The following is a 14,722-nucleotide window of genomic DNA, read 5'->3' as shown; positions in this document are numbered from 1 at the left end:
ACTAATTTAAGTTGATAGGGTTGATAGGTTAACACGTTGACATGTTAATAGGTTGACATGTTTAATTTTTCTTATACAACAAAACCCCAATAACGTTTCCGCTATTGGGGTTTCATATATCTTATTAACTTGTTAACCTGTCAACGTGTTAACTCGTCAACTTACTTCAATTTCGCCAGTGCTGCAGTGATGCGCTTCCAGGCTTCTTCGATCTTCTCCATGCTGTTGGCAAAAGAGATGCGGATAGCTGCAGGCTCACCAAAGGCGCGACCGGTAACGGTAGATACGTGTGCTTTGTTCAGCAGGTACATACACAGGTCATCGGCATCTTTGATCGTTTCTTCACCATCGCTCTTTCCGAAGAAAGCAGTAACGGTTGGGAATACGTAGAAAGCACCATCCGGCTCTGGGAAAGTAAGGCCGGGGATGCTATTCATAATTTCGATCACGCGTTTTTTACGACGTTCGAATTCCTTCGTCATATCCATGGAAGGTTTCAGGTCGGTAGTCAATGCGGTGATAGCAGCGCGTTGGGTAATACTGTTGGTACCGCTGGTAAACTGGCCCTGTAATTTTTCACAAGCTTTGATCACATCAGGGTGAGCAGCCAGGTAACCTAAACGGTAACCTGTCATGGCAAAACCTTTGCTTAAACCGTTCAATACAATAACGCGGTCTTTCAGGTCTTCGAACTGCGCAATGCTTTCGTGTTTGCCTACGAAATTGATGTATTCATAAATTTCGTCAGACAGGATATAACAATTGGGGAATTTGCGGAATACGCTGGCCAGTCCTTCCAATTCGGCTTTGCTGTATACGCTGCCGCTGGGGTTACAGGGAGAAGAGAAAATGAACAATTTTGTTTTATCGCTCATCGCAGCTTCCAGCTCGGCGGGAGTCAGTTTGTACTTGTTCTCAATTTTGGTGGGAACCAGTTTCACAACGCCTTCGCCCAGTTTCACGATCTCGGAATAAGTAACCCAGTAAGGAGTGGGGATCACTACTTCGTCGCCTTTGCTCACTGTTGCAAATACGGCATTGGCCAGACTGTGTTTGGCGCCGGTAGAAGCAATGATGTTTTCAGGCTTATATGACAAATTATTATCACGCTTCAGTTTGGTACAAACGGCTTCACGCAATTCAGGATAACCGGCAACAGGTGTATAGTGGCTCCAGTTCTCATCAATTGCCTTCTTGGCAGCTTCTTTAATATGCTCAGGCGTATCAAAATCTGGTTCGCCGAGGCTCAGATCAATCACATCAATTCCTTTGGCGCGCAATTCACGGCCCAACTTAGCCATCTTCAATGTTTCCGGCTCGTTGAATAACTGTAAACGGGATGATAGTTGCATACTAAACTAATAATTAGGTTGGTAGTTTTTTTGTGGCGCAAAAGTACTGCAAATGTGCTAAAGTGGCTTGCTGAAAATGCCCGGGGATGAAAATTTGAAAAATTGAAAAGGCAGGCGCTGTTCCAGGTTTCAGGATTCAGGTTACATGGCTTCGAAGGCAAAAATCTTATACAAAATGCAAAATTCCCTACTGGCGGCCCCGATATCCTGCTCCCCCGCTTCTCCCGCAAACCGCTTTCAATGGCGGTATTTTGTATCCTTTTCCCTGCCGGAATACGTATTTACCCCTAAAAGGCGTTATTAGTTGTGAAATGGTCCTGTAAAGGGTCCAAATAGCCGTGAAACCTGTAACTTGTAACCTGCAACGCTATTGTTTCCTGACCGAAAACACTATCTTTGCCAACTCTAAAAAAATAAACGAAACAATCCAATGAGAGCACTGGTTAGCATTTTTGCAGGTCTGTTGATCCTGATCTCTTTATACCAGCTTTCCTTTACCTGGTTTGTAAACCAGCACGAAAAAGAGCAGGGTAAGAAAGCAGAGATGTATGTTAAACGGACCTATCCCCTTACTCCTCAACAAAAGTACCCCACTAACACCGAAGCCCGCGCCTATTACAAGGATACCGTGGACAACGCACATGACGCTTATCTCGATAGCTTGCTGACTGCTACAAGAGACAAAAAAATTACCTGGTGGGGTCAAACTTACCAGAAAGCGAAAGAAAGCGAATTGTTGCTGGGTCTTGACCTGCAAGGTGGTATCAACGTAACGATGGATATAGCCCTCGACGGCCTCATCAAAAACGGCCTGGCTAACAATCCAAAGGATCCTCAATTACTGAAGGCCATCGGCGAAGCGCAAAGAAGAAAGCTCAACAGCGATCAAAACTTCATCGATCTGTTTGCTTCGGTTTACCGCGAACAAAACCCGGGCACCAGACTGGCTCCCCTGTTCGTTAACGCCAACAACAAACTCCCCGGCGACGCTTCTGACAGTCGCGTGTTGAACTACATCCACGATCAGGCCAATGCCGCCATGAAACAGACCTACCAGGTACTGCGCAAGCGTATTGACAAGTTCGGGGTAGCACAACCAAACATCAACCTCGATGAAAATAAAGGTATCATCACCGTGGAACTGGCCGGTGCCAGCGACCCCGAGCGTGTTCGTAAATACCTGCAATCAACCGCCAACCTGCAATTCTGGGAAGTATACACCCTGGAAGAGCTGTCAAACTCTGTAATGAGCGCCTCTAAAGCCCTCGATGAGTACATGTCAGCTACCACTGTAGATACAAACGGCGTTGCTAAAAAAGATACTACTACCAGGAACATCCTGGTTAGCAAAATCAAATTCATTCCTCCGCAACAAGACCAGAATACCGGCAAAGTAAGCTACTCCCCTTCACTGGGTCTGTCGCTTTTAGCCGATACTGCTGCGGTTAATAAATACCTGGCCATTCCGGCCGTTCGCAACAGTTTCCCTTCTAACCTGAAGTTCCTGTGGGGTAAACAAGATCGCGACGACGATGGCAAACTGAGCAATTTCCTCAGATTGTATGCCATCAAAACCGTTCCTGGAAAAGACAAGGCTTCTCTGGAAGGCGACGCTATCGAAGATGCCCGCCAGGAGTTTGACCAGGTTACCAACGAAGTAGCTGTTGCCATGGAAATGAACCCCACCGGCGCCAGAAACTGGGCAACCCTTACCGGAAAGAATGTAGGTAAACCAATCGCTATTGTGCTGGACGACATCGTTTACAGCGCTCCTAACGTAATTCAAAAGATCGAAGGCGGTCACTCCCGCGTTACCATGGGTTCTGGTGGTAAAAACCAGCAACTGGTAGTAGAAGAAGCGAATGACCTGGCCAACATTTTGAAAGCCGGTAAACTGGAAGCCCCCGCTATCATCGTTCAGGAACAAGTGGTAGGTCCTACCCTTGGTGCACAAGCTGTAAATGGCGGTATCATGGCCTTCGCCATTGCCTTTATCGTAATATTTGCCCTGATGCTGGTTTATTATAATACTGCTGGTATTGTAGCCAACATCGCCCTGATATTGAACCTGTTGTTTACCATCGGCGTACTGAGCGCCCTGAATGCCACCTTAACAGCACCCGGTATTGCCGGTCTGGTGTTAACCATTGGTATGGCGGTAGACACCAACGTAATCATCTTTGAACGTATTAAAGAAGAGCTGTCAAAAGGTAATACCTACGCACAGGCCGTTAAAACCGGTTACCTGCGTTCATTACCACCGGTACTCGATGCGCACATCACTACCATGTTGACCGCTATCATCCTGTTCATTTATGGTTTAGGTCCGGTTTTAGGTTTTGCTACCACCCAGATCCTCGGTATCCTGTTGTCGTTGTTCTGCGGTATCCTGGTATCACGCCTCATCACTGATTTCTATACCAACAAAAACAGACACTTCGTATACTTCACCGGTTTATCAAAACGCATCTTCAAACACGCGGCGTTCAAGTTCATCCAGTACCGCAAAGTGGCTTACATGATCTCTGCAGTGGTATTATTACTGGGTGTGGCTTCTTTCTTCCACGGTTTCAGATATGGCGTTGAGTTCAGCGGTGGTAGAAGCTACGTAGTGAACTTCGGTAAATCAGTAAATGCAGAAGAGATCCGGAACTCACTGGAAAAAACATTCGGAACTACACCAACCATTAAAACATATGGCGGTCCGGATAAACTGAACATCACTACCGACTATCGCGTTAGCGAAACCGGTTTAACTGTCGATTCAGCTGTTCAAAGCACCTTGTACAATGGTTTGAAAACTTTCTTACCAGATGGTACCACCCAGCAGGATTTCAATAACCGTTTGCTGGAAGGTAGCAACAAGGTGAACCCCACTATTTCCGATGACCTTAAGAAAGGTGCTCAATGGGCTACTTTCTGGTCAATGCTGATCATTGCCATCTACATCTTCATCCGTTTCCGCGACTGGAGATATTCATTGGGAACCATCGTAGCCTTGTTGCACGACGTATTGGTAACCATGGCAGTGTTCTCGTTCCTGAAAGATGTGGTGCCCTTCCCGCTTGAAATTGACCAGCACTTTATTGCGGCGATTTTGACGGTGATTGGTTTCTCGATGAACGATACCGTGATCGTGTACGACCGTATCCGCGAATACAGTCATACCATGCATGGCGCCGATAAAACAACCATTCTTAACAAAGCGATCAACGATACCCTGAGCCGTACAATTATGACGTCACTCACGGTGTTCCTGACCATCCTCATCCTGTTCCTGGTAGGTGGCGAGGTAACCAAAGGTTTCGCATTCGCTATGTTGATTGGTGTTATCACCGGTACTTATTCTTCAATCTTTGTAGCAGCGCCGATCCTGATCGACTTTGCCAAAGACAAACCGCTGGGTGAAGCAGCTCCCGCTCCTCAAAAAGGAAGCAGCACACAAAAAGCAGTAACGAATAAAGCGTAATAACGAACTGATTCTTTATAGAAAAGCCTCTCGTTTAACGGGAGGCTTTTTCATTTATGGTGCCTGAAAGGCAAGGGCAGAGGGCAGAGGGCAGAGGGCAGAGATGAAAGGCAGAAGGCAGAAGGCAGAGGGCAGAGAAGAAAGGCAGCAGGCAGTGGGCAGTAGGCAGTAGGCAGAAGGCAGTGGGCAGTGGGCAGTGGGCAGAAAATAAAGGCAGGTGAAACCGAAGGCCGCGAACAAAGAACTAAAAACCCAGAACCCAATAACAGAATCTAATAACTTACAAACCTAATAACCAACGAACCCAATAACTTTCAACTTTAAACTTTCAACTTTAAACTAAAATAACCTGACCAAAATCAACTATCAACTTCAATTAACCACCACTTAACTTCCCCTCCTCCTACTTAACCACGTATTAACCTTCCCCCATGTATCCCCGGACCAACTTTGCATTCAAATAGACCAGTCACCTAACTAAACCGACATGTATGCAAGTTTTCCAGACTAATTCATCCACCCGGTGGAACCGGTTCAGATGGACACTCCTCTTTGTTCTGCTGGGAATTATTTTTGCGATCACGGTGCTGATCGTTGCGTTGAAACAGGTTTATACACCCGCACTTCCCAACCTGAACAACCACACCGCCCAATTAACCAACGGGCTCCCCGATAACCACGAAGTCCCTATTTCAAAAAAATGGGCACCTGGTTTTGAGAAATACATCAGGCGTAAAGAAAAAAGAGCTGCGGAAAAGAAAGCCGCCTTATTAGCGCCCACCGCTCCTAAATACCAGTTGCCACCGGCCTATGCCTCCTTTAACCGGTTTCCCTGTGGCATTCGCTCTGCCTTCTATGTAGCCTGGGACCCGCAATCGTTTTATTCGCTGCAACGAAATATTTCCAACCTCAACCTCGTGATCCCCGAATGGATGTTTATTGATCCCAAAGCTGACACCATTACTACACAGGTTGATGACCGGGCACTTGCCATCATGAAAAAAAGCGGCGTGCCCATTATGCCTATTCTTTCCAACAACTATAAAACTGAATTTTTGGGCGAACCGGTGCACCGAATTCTTACCAATCCGGCTAAAAAAGAAAAGCTCATCAATGATGTGATCAACATCCTGGAGAAGAATCATTTTATTGGTGTGAACGTTGACTTTGAAGAATTGAAAGAATCTTCTGATGAACCCCTGGTAGCTTTTCAAAAAGAATTGTATATCCGCCTGCATGCAAAAGGATTGCTGGTTACCCAGGATATATCTCCCTTTAACGAAGATTACAACTATGAAGAACTGGCTAAATACAACGACTATATTTTCCTGATGGCGTACGACCAGTATGCCGATAACACCGGCCCCGGTCCTATTGCCCACCAGCAATGGATTGAGTCGGCCGTTGATAAAGTGGCCCGCAAGATCCCTTCCAACAAATTGATATTGGCACTGGCAGCATACGGGTACGACTGGCCGCAGCATGGCCACGCCACCAACATCACGTATCAACAGGCGCTGTCAACTGCCCGAGAATCGGAAGGCGTGATCGATTTTGACAACAACTCCTACAACCTGCATTACAGTTATTACGACGATGATGATAAGCCACACCAGGTTTATTTTATGGATGCAGCCACCACCTTCAACAGCCTGCGGTTTGCCACCGAATATGGAATGGCCGGAACTGCTTTATGGCGCCTGGGCAGTGAAGACAGCCGCATTTGGAAGTTCTATAGCCTGGATATGCAGAAAGCAGCGTTGGCAAAGTTTGATTTTAATAAATTCATTCGCGTACAATCGAGCAACGATGTGGATTATATGGGGGAAGGCGAGATCCTCGACATTCTGAGCACCCCTGTTGATGGCCGCATAAGACCTGAAATAGACAGCACGGATATGCTCATCAGCGAAGAACATTACGATAGCCTGCCCAGCATGTTTGTGGTTAAAAAATACGGTACTGCCGATCCCAAAAAACTGGTGCTCACTTTTGATGATGGCCCCGACCCAACCTGGACGCCCAAAGTGCTCGACATTCTGAAAAAAGAAAACGTACCAGCCGCCTTCTTCGTGGTAGGCATCAATGCTGAAAATAACATTCCTATTGTAAAACGCCTGTATAAAGAAGGGTACGAACTGGGCAACCACACGTTCACCCATCCCAACGTGGCAGACATTTCACCCAAACGGGCCCTGCTGGAAATAGAAAGTACCCGTCTGTTGCTGGAATGCATCACGGGTCACTCAACCATCCTGTTCAGGGCACCCTATAACGCCGATTTTGAACCGGAGAAAATGGAAGAACTGCTGCCCGTTGCCATTGCCCGTACCAAGAACTACCTTGACGTAGGTGAATCCGTTGACCCGCTTGACTGGGAACCTGGCGTTACTGCGGACAGCATTGTGGCAAGGACCATCAAACGCAAACAGGATCTTACTGCAGCCGGCCTAAGCGGCAACGTTATCTTATTACACGATGCAGGCGGCGATACCCGCAGTGAAACCATCAAGGCCCTGCCCCGCATTATTGAATATTTCAAAAGTCGGGGATATCAGTTCACTACTATTGCTGATTTACTGGGTAAGAAAAAAGCCGAGCTGATGCCGGCTGTGCCCAAAGGCAAAGACTACTACCTGGTTCAGTTGAACTACCTGTTGGCAGAATCAGGTTATTGGGGTGGTAAAATCCTGTTCTCTTTGTTTGTGGTGTTTATTGTATTGTCGATGGCCCGGCTGGCATTTATGGCTTATTTAGCCACCCGCCAGCGCCGTAAAGAAAAACTAACGGTATGGCCCAATATAACAGATTATCCGCTGGTATCGATCATTGTGCCTGCGTACAACGAAGCGGTGAATGCCGTTAATTCGGTAAACAATTTATTAAAGACCAACTGGCCCAATACCGAGATCATTTTTGTTGACGATGGCAGCAAGGACGGTACCTATGAAAAAGTGCACGATGCCTTTCAACACCATAACCGCGTAAAAGTATTTACCAAACCCAACGGCGGCAAAGCATCGGCATTGAACTTTGGAATAAAAGAATCAACAGCTGAATATGTGATCTGCATCGATGCCGATACACACCTGCATCCTGATGCAATTTCGAAGATGATGAGGCATTTGGCCCCCTCCCAACCTCCCCCGATGGGGGAGGAGTTTGGAAGCACCCAACTCTTGCATTCAAAAGCTGAAGCATTTAGTCGCGAGGTATCTAGCCCCCCCTCCACCGGAGGGGGTCGGGGGGAGGCCACCGTAGGCGCCGTAGCCGGTAATGTGAAAGTGGGCAACCTGGTGAACATGCTCACCCGCTGGCAGAGTATTGAATACATTACCAGTCAGAATTTCGACCGCAAAGCTTTTGCCTGGCTCAATGCCATTACCGTGGTACCGGGCGCTATTGGGGCCTTCCGCAAGAAAGCCATTGAAGATGCCGGCGGTTTCACCACTGATACACTGGCAGAGGACTGTGACCTGTCGGTACGTATTCTGCGGCAGGGGTATACCATCGCCAATGAACATGAAGCCCTGGCGTTTACCGAAGCGCCAGAATCAGTGGCCATGTTCATAAAACAACGGTTCCGCTGGAGCTTTGGAGTAATGCAAACATTCTGGAAACACCGCCAGGTATTGTTCAATAAAGAATACAAAGCACTGGGCTGGGCAGCCTTCCCTAATATTCTGTTGTTCCAGTTCATTATACCGGCCTTTGCCCCCGTAGCCGATATCTTTATGCTGATCGGTATTCTCACCGGTAATGCCGGACACATTTTACTCTATTACGGACTGTTCATGCTGGTAGATGTGGCTGTATCGGTGCTGGCCTTTCATTTTGAAAAGGAAAAGAAAGTGCGGCTGTTATGGCTATTGCCGCAACGGCTTATTTACCGCTGGTTAATGCTGGTGGTATTGTTTAAAGCATTCCTGAAAGCGATTAAAGGCGAATTGCAGGGCTGGGGCGTATTGAAGCGTACAGGAAGGGTACAGGGGGCTAAAGAGGCGTTAACGGTTGCGTGACGCTGATGGGTTGAAGTTGACAGGTTAACAGGTTGACAGGGTTGATAATATTGATAGAGGTTATAATAAAATAAATCCCGGAAGACCACCGACGGGTATCAGTTTTCTGGTACCCGTTTTTCATGATTTTGTAATCTTTAACTTGCAACGAGAACCAGTAACTTTACCGGTATTCGCGATGTTAACATGTTAACTTGTCAACTTGTTAACCTGTCAACCTATCCCTATTAACTTTATCAACTTACAGATCATGCACACTACTAAAGCAAAATATATCAATGAGCTGCTGAATACGGAGAACGATCACCTGAAGAAACTGAATGAGATCGTTTTACAGTCCATAGAACAGGAAAAATTACTGTTGGAAAGTATCAATGAACAAAGCGCCGAACAACTTAGCTTTGGCCAGCGGCTGGCAGACCGGGTAGCCCGCTTTGGCGGCAGCTGGAAATTCATTTCCTGGTTTGCCGTGATCTTAGCTATCTGGATAGGTGTTAACCTGGTGCTGGTGACCCGCGACCGGTTCGACCCCTACCCTTTCATTTTGCTGAACCTGCTGCTCTCCTGCCTGGCGGCCATTCAGGCCCCGGTGATCATGATGAGCCAGAACCGGCAGGAAGAAAAAGACCGTAAACGCAATGAAAATGATTATGTAGTGAACCTGAAAGCAGAGATCGAGATCAGGACCCTGCACCAGAAAATTGACCTGCTGATACAGGAACAATTTAAAAAACTGATTGAATCACAGGCCGAACAGATCAAGCTGTTACAAAGTATTATCAGGGATAATGCGAAGCATAATGGAGATAAGAATAAAAGCAGTGGGCAATAGGGAAAGGGCAAAGCCCTTTAAAAACAAAAACGCCGCCCACCCGGAGCGACGTTTAAACCCTAAAGAAACCGACCTATTTTAATTCTTTTTATTGTGGTGCATTCCGCCAGCATGGTGAGTGGTGTCAGAAGCTTTCTTTGGTTCTTTTACATGCGCAGGTTTTGTTCCTGTTGAATCTTTCTTTGGGTGATGTTGCTGAGCCATAGTAATATAGCCTGTCATTACGAATAAACCCGCGAGTAATAATACTTTTTTCATGAGTGAATATTGAAGGTTGTTTGGGAATGATTTGACGGTGTGAAAGTATTCAAATGTGCTACCCGGGAAAAATTTTGGGGGCTGCTTAACTGGTGATTAACAATCTCCCAACTGTATCAGAACCCGTAACTTTCCTTAACATCTGCTTAACCAGATTACAAAAAATGTAAGCATAATGGATAGCAAATTTGCTACTAGGAGTTTATCAGATTTTATGCGTTCATCAACACTCAGATGGCTGGTGCTTTTAGCCAGCATTTTAATAATGCTGATAATTGCCGTTCAGTTGTTCTGGCTGAATAAAGTGTATTCATTCGAACAAAAAACTTTTAATACAAACGTTGTAAAAAGTATTCGTGGCCTGTATGAGGACATTGACCTGGTTGACACCCGTTCCAACCACTTGCAGGACCTGATTGAACAGCCCAATACCGACTATTACTTATTCCGCGTTGAGAATTATTATCCCGAAGACAGTATTGCCTCTTACCTGAAGCATGAACTGAATGATTTTGATGTATTGACCGATGCCTACCTGGGCTACTACCACGCCGGCAGTCTCGACTATAACTATACCAGATACATCAACGCAGCAGCTTCCCGTTATGGTTCCGAAGGCATCAATCTTTCTGTATACAACCGGAAGCACAATTACCTGATGCTTTATTTTCCGCACCGGAACAAATACATTCTGCAACAGATGAACTTCTGGTTCATCAGCAGCGCGGTGTTGTTTGTGGTTTTGATTGGCCTGGCCGTGATCCTGTTCTTCTTTTACCGGCAGCGATTTCTGGCTGAAGTGCAAAAAGATTTCGTAAACAACTTCACCCATGAATTTAAAACCCCGCTGGCTGTTATGAAAATATCGGCGGAAGTATTGCTGCAGGATAAAATAGCCACCCAGCCCGACCGGTTGCGTAAATATGCCACCATCGTTGAAAATCAAACCCAGCACCTGCAGGAACAGGTTGAACGGTTATTGCAGATTGCCCGGAGCGATAGAAGGGACCTGCCGATTCAGAAAAAACAGGTGCCGTTAAGAGAACTTATTGAACAGGCGGTTGCCAAAATGCAACCCCTGATCGATGAGAAAAAGGCAGAGGTAAATATCCCCATTGACGAAGATCAGAACATTGAATTATATGCCGATCGCGGGCATTTGGAGCTGGCTATCGTAAATTTGCTGGAGAACGCCCTTAAATTCTCAGTAAAGCCACACATCATTATTTCAATAGGTCATGAAGATGGAAATATCTACATTTCAGTAAAAGATAATGGTATTGGTATTGAAAAGAAATACCAAAAGCGTTTGTTCAAAAAGTTTTATCGCGTACCCACCGGAGATGTACACAATGTAAAGGGATTTGGATTGGGATTGAACTTTGTAAAAAGGATCATCGATGCCCACCACGGATCCATTAAAATAAACAGCCTGCCGGGTATTGGAACCGAGTTCAGGCTTATTCTTCCAGCATCTGTAAATAGTTGATCATGCTTACAAAAAAAGTAAAAGTACTGTTGGCCGAAGACGATATGTCGTTAGGATATGTGATCAAAGACAACCTGCAGGATGCAGGTTATGAAGTGGTGTTGTGCCCCGATGGACAAACCGCCATAGAAAAGTTCGATAAAACCCAATACGATATTTGCCTGCTCGATGTAATGATGCCCAATAAAGACGGGTTTACCGTGGCCCGCAGAATTCGTCAGCAAAGCGATATGGTGCCCATCCTTTTCCTTACCGCCAAATCGATGGAAGAAGATAAAATAAAAGGGTTCCTCACCGGCGCCGACGACTACATTACCAAACCTTTCAGCATGCAGGAACTGCTGCTGCGTATGGATGTATTTATCCGCCGCTCCCGTAAACTGCATGCCGACAGTGTACAGGAGTATTCCATTGGACAAATGAAGTTTTCCTATACCGATCTGAAATTACATACCGCAGCAGAAACTTTTACGCTTACCCAAAAAGAAGCAGACCTGCTGAAATTCCTGTGTGAACATGCCAACCACATTTTAAAACGCGATGAAGTGTTGCTGAATGTGTGGGGAAAAGACGACTACTTCCTGGGCCGAAGCATGGATGTGTTTATGACCAAATTACGCAAGTACTTTAAAGCCGATCCCAATATCATTCTCGAAACCATCCACGGCGTTGGCTTTCGTTTCAATGCAGAAGTGGGTTTACAATAAAAGCCTGGCACGCCAGTAGCTTATATAATTTATGAGAATACCGGCGATCATTCTTTTACTTACAATATGTAAATGTGCGTTGCCCCAATCCCCGGCAGATACCACAAAGGACCGGGCCTGGAGCTTTCATGTACAGGCTACATCGATCTGGCAATATCACCCCGACTTTCCGGCTACGTATACCGGTAAAAACAGCTTATTAACTTCTGAGCCAGGACAGGTTTCTTTTACCAGTACGGTATATGCAGGGGTAAGACTATGGAAACAGGCAGCCCTTTATTTCAACCCTGAAGTGGCCGGGGGCAGCGGGCTAAGTTCAGCGCTGGGTATTGCCGGCTTTCCCAATGGCGAAACCTTTCGCATAGGAAGCAAACAACTGAAGTTATATGTAGCCCGGTTATACCTGGAACAAAAATTTGCCATAGGGCCCGGCAGCGATTACGAAACAGATGATCTTAACCAGATACAACAACATACTCCCGCCACCTACCTCTCCATCAGGGCCGGTAAATTCAGCATAGCCGATTTTTTCGATGATAACAGTTACAGTCATGACCCGCGGGAGCAGTTCATGAACTGGAGCCTGATGAGTAATGGGGCCTGGGACTACCCCGCCAATACCCGTGGGTATACCATTGGTGCTGTGGTGGAGTATCACACCCCTGGCTGGGCCGTTCGGGCGGGTATTACACAAGTGCCTACTTATGCCAACGGCCCTACCCTCGATAACCAGATCAGCAAGGCGCATGGTATTACGGTAGAAGGGGAAAAAAACATTCGAATCAATAAGCGGGCAGGCGTGGTAAGGCTTTTATTATTCCATAACCTGGCCGGAATGGGCAACTATGAAGAAGCGGTAAAAAACAGCCAGCCGCCGGATATAGAAGCTGTACGGGGCGATCCGCGGTCAAAGAACGGCCTGGGTGTTTCGTTTGAACAGGAAGTAGGCAATCAGGCCGGTATTTTTATGAGAGGAAGCTGGAACGACGGTCACAATGAAACCTGGGCATTTACAGAAATCGATCACTCCCTGTCGGGTGGCATTGTATAGAATGGGGCTGCGTGGAGAAGACAGCACGATGAACTGGGCACCGCCGTGGTAGTTAATGGAATTTCAGGCCCGCACCGCAATTACCTGAAAGCCGGTGGGTACGGGTTTATAATTGGCGATGGCAACCTGAACTATAGTCAGGAAGCCATTTTTGAAGCCTATTATAAATTCAGTATTCCTGCGGTGTTTTTATCAATAAGTCCCGATTACCAGTTTGTGTTGAACCCGGCCTACAACAAAGACCGCGGTCCGGTACACATCTTTGGACTTAGGGCCCACTTTCAGTGGTGAGTTATTTACACTGCAAAAGAGGTTCCGCAGCCGCAGGTTTTGCTGGCATTGGGGTTATTGAAGGTAAAGCCCCGGGCGTTTAAGCCATTAGCCCAGTCAATTTGCATACCCATGAGGTAAATGGCATGCGATTTATTCATGATAAAGGATTGTCCTTCAAACTCAAATTCCGAATCATCGGCTTCTCTGTCGTCGAACCCCAGCACATACGACAAACCAGAGCATCCACCACCTTTTACCCCAATCCGCAAATGTTTGGTTGCATCGAATTCGGGGGCGCTCATCAGGCGACGGATCTCATCGAGGGCGCCGGCAGTAAAGCTCACAGGAACAGCCATTGTCATTTCCATACTAACTTCAATTTTATATTACAAATTTACGATAAAAAGGGTATCATAATGGCCGCATAATGGTATCGATATGGTAGCATTATGGCCTCGATATTGCCTAAGGGTCGCCTGGGTATTGCCTAAGATAGTAAGTAATACAAGGCCATTCTCAGGCAATATCCAGGCAATGCTCAGGCAATTCCCAAGCCATTCCACTACAATCTGATACCCATTCCGGTACCATGTTGTTGCAAAAGGACGAAACCTGTACCCTGGAACAATTATACAGGCATATTGTTCGTTTCCAGGAGCCTTGTACATTGTTTGTAAACAACTTAGTACTACAAACTGTATTTTTGTTCACCTAAAACCTAATGAATGCTCACTCAGACCCAGATGGTTATTTCAATTGTAATTGCCCTTACCCTTGGCGTAGCCTTAGCTTATTTGTTCTGGAAACAACGTAAAGAAGCCAAGATCATGACGGAAGAGTACGAGAAAGCAAAAGCCGCCGGACCCGTTACCCATTCCCAGCCCCTTCAATTGCAAGCCTATGAACGCCTGATCTTACTGGTTGACCGCATTGCATTGCCAAACGTCATCAGCCGCACGCCCACAGCCGGTTTAACCGCCCGCGATATGCAGGTACTGTTGACCCAAACCATTCGCTCTGAGTTTGAATACAATGTTACCCAGCAGATCTATGTATCGCACGAATCGTGGGAAGCGGTACGTAACCTGAAGGACCAAAACATAATGATTGTGAATCAGATAGCGTCCTTTTTACCAGCTGAAGCCACCGGCCAGGACCTGAGCCGCAGCATTTTGGAAATGCTGATGCAATCGCCCAAGGCATCGCTGCACAATGTGGTAGCAGATGTGCTTAGTTACGAGGCCAAGAAACTGATGAGCTAAAGAAAGAATT

Annotated in this window: 9 protein-coding genes and 1 pseudogene; 7 read left to right on the top strand and 3 right to left on the bottom strand. The window is 46.4% G+C overall.

Annotation, left to right across the window (positions count from 1 at the left end; translation table 11 throughout):
* Positions 1-161: 161 nt before the first annotated feature.
* Positions 162-1,352, bottom strand: coding sequence for a pyridoxal phosphate-dependent aminotransferase (locus tag BMX95_RS09675; protein ID WP_081204186.1), 1,191 nt, complete (start codon positions 1,350-1,352; stop codon positions 162-164).
* A gap of 430 nt (positions 1,353-1,782) precedes the next feature.
* Between BMX95_RS09675 and secDF the strand changes: the two genes are divergently transcribed.
* From secDF to BMX95_RS09650, 3 genes are all read left to right on the top strand, one after another.
* Complete coding sequence (secDF, locus tag BMX95_RS09665) at positions 1,783-4,821, top strand: protein translocase subunit SecDF (RefSeq protein WP_081204182.1); 3,039 nt, start codon at positions 1,783-1,785, stop codon at positions 4,819-4,821.
* Between the two features lie 491 nt (positions 4,822-5,312).
* On the top strand, positions 5,313-8,840 hold the full coding sequence (locus BMX95_RS09655; protein WP_081204180.1) for a trifunctional glycoside hydrolase family 18/polysaccharide deacetylase/glycosyltransferase family 2 protein: 3,528 nt from the start codon (positions 5,313-5,315) through the stop codon (positions 8,838-8,840).
* Between the two features lie 250 nt (positions 8,841-9,090).
* Entirely contained in the window at positions 9,091-9,672 is a 582-nt protein-coding gene (locus tag BMX95_RS09650; RefSeq protein WP_081204178.1) for a DUF1003 domain-containing protein, read from the top strand.
* A gap of 78 nt (positions 9,673-9,750) precedes the next feature.
* Here the strand turns inward: BMX95_RS09650 and BMX95_RS09645 are convergent, their stop codons facing one another.
* Complete coding sequence (locus tag BMX95_RS09645) at positions 9,751-9,930, bottom strand: hypothetical protein (RefSeq protein ID WP_081204176.1); 180 nt, start codon at positions 9,928-9,930, stop codon at positions 9,751-9,753.
* Between the two features lie 214 nt (positions 9,931-10,144).
* Between BMX95_RS09645 and BMX95_RS09640 the strand changes: the two genes are divergently transcribed.
* The 3 genes and pseudogenes from BMX95_RS09640 to BMX95_RS09630 all read left to right on the top strand — a co-directional run bounded on the left by BMX95_RS09640 (position 10,145) and on the right by BMX95_RS09630 (position 13,468).
* Complete coding sequence (locus BMX95_RS09640; RefSeq protein ID WP_165759105.1) at positions 10,145-11,419, top strand: sensor histidine kinase; 1,275 nt, start codon at positions 10,145-10,147, stop codon at positions 11,417-11,419.
* Positions 11,420-11,421: 2 nt separating this feature from the next.
* Entirely contained in the window at positions 11,422-12,126 is a 705-nt protein-coding gene (locus BMX95_RS09635) for a response regulator transcription factor (RefSeq protein WP_081204172.1), read from the top strand.
* Between the two features lie 31 nt (positions 12,127-12,157).
* A pseudogene (locus BMX95_RS09630) lies at positions 12,158-13,468 on the top strand (carbohydrate porin).
* 5 nt (positions 13,469-13,473) lie between these two features.
* Here the strand turns inward: BMX95_RS09630 and BMX95_RS09625 are convergent.
* A complete protein-coding gene (locus BMX95_RS09625; protein WP_081204171.1) occupies positions 13,474-13,818 on the bottom strand; it encodes a HesB/IscA family protein in 345 nt (114 codons plus the stop codon).
* Between the two features lie 357 nt (positions 13,819-14,175).
* On the opposite strand from BMX95_RS09625, the gene BMX95_RS09615 reads away from it, so the two are divergent.
* Entirely contained in the window at positions 14,176-14,712 is a 537-nt protein-coding gene (locus BMX95_RS09615) for a DUF7935 family protein (protein ID WP_081204168.1), read from the top strand.
* Positions 14,713-14,722 lie beyond the last annotated feature (10 nt).

Origin of the sequence: Niastella yeongjuensis (assembly GCF_900110245.1) — a bacterium.
GTDB lineage: Bacteria > Bacteroidota > Bacteroidia > Chitinophagales > Chitinophagaceae > Niastella > Niastella yeongjuensis.
The sequence above is the reverse complement of the archived record's forward strand: the minus strand, read 5'-3'. Positions and strand labels throughout refer to the sequence as shown.

Bases quoted from the DNA above. Each gene is read 5' to 3' on its own strand.
- BMX95_RS09675 (WP_081204186.1), bottom strand. From the start codon at position 1,352: ATGCAACTATCATCCCGTTTACAGTTATTCAACGAGCCGGAAACATTG.
- secDF (WP_081204182.1), top strand. From the start codon at position 1,783: ATGAGAGCACTGGTTAGCATTTTTGCAGGTCTGTTGATCCTGATCTCT.
- BMX95_RS09655 (WP_081204180.1), top strand. From the start codon at position 5,313: ATGCAAGTTTTCCAGACTAATTCATCCACCCGGTGGAACCGGTTCAGA.
- BMX95_RS09650 (WP_081204178.1), top strand. From the start codon at position 9,091: ATGCACACTACTAAAGCAAAATATATCAATGAGCTGCTGAATACGGAG.
- BMX95_RS09645 (WP_081204176.1), bottom strand. From the start codon at position 9,930: ATGAAAAAAGTATTATTACTCGCGGGTTTATTCGTAATGACAGGCTAT.
- BMX95_RS09640 (WP_165759105.1), top strand. From the start codon at position 10,145: ATGCGTTCATCAACACTCAGATGGCTGGTGCTTTTAGCCAGCATTTTA.
- BMX95_RS09635 (WP_081204172.1), top strand. From the start codon at position 11,422: ATGCTTACAAAAAAAGTAAAAGTACTGTTGGCCGAAGACGATATGTCG.
- BMX95_RS09625 (WP_081204171.1), bottom strand. From the start codon at position 13,818: ATGGAAATGACAATGGCTGTTCCTGTGAGCTTTACTGCCGGCGCCCTC.
- BMX95_RS09615 (WP_081204168.1), top strand. From the start codon at position 14,176: ATGCTCACTCAGACCCAGATGGTTATTTCAATTGTAATTGCCCTTACC.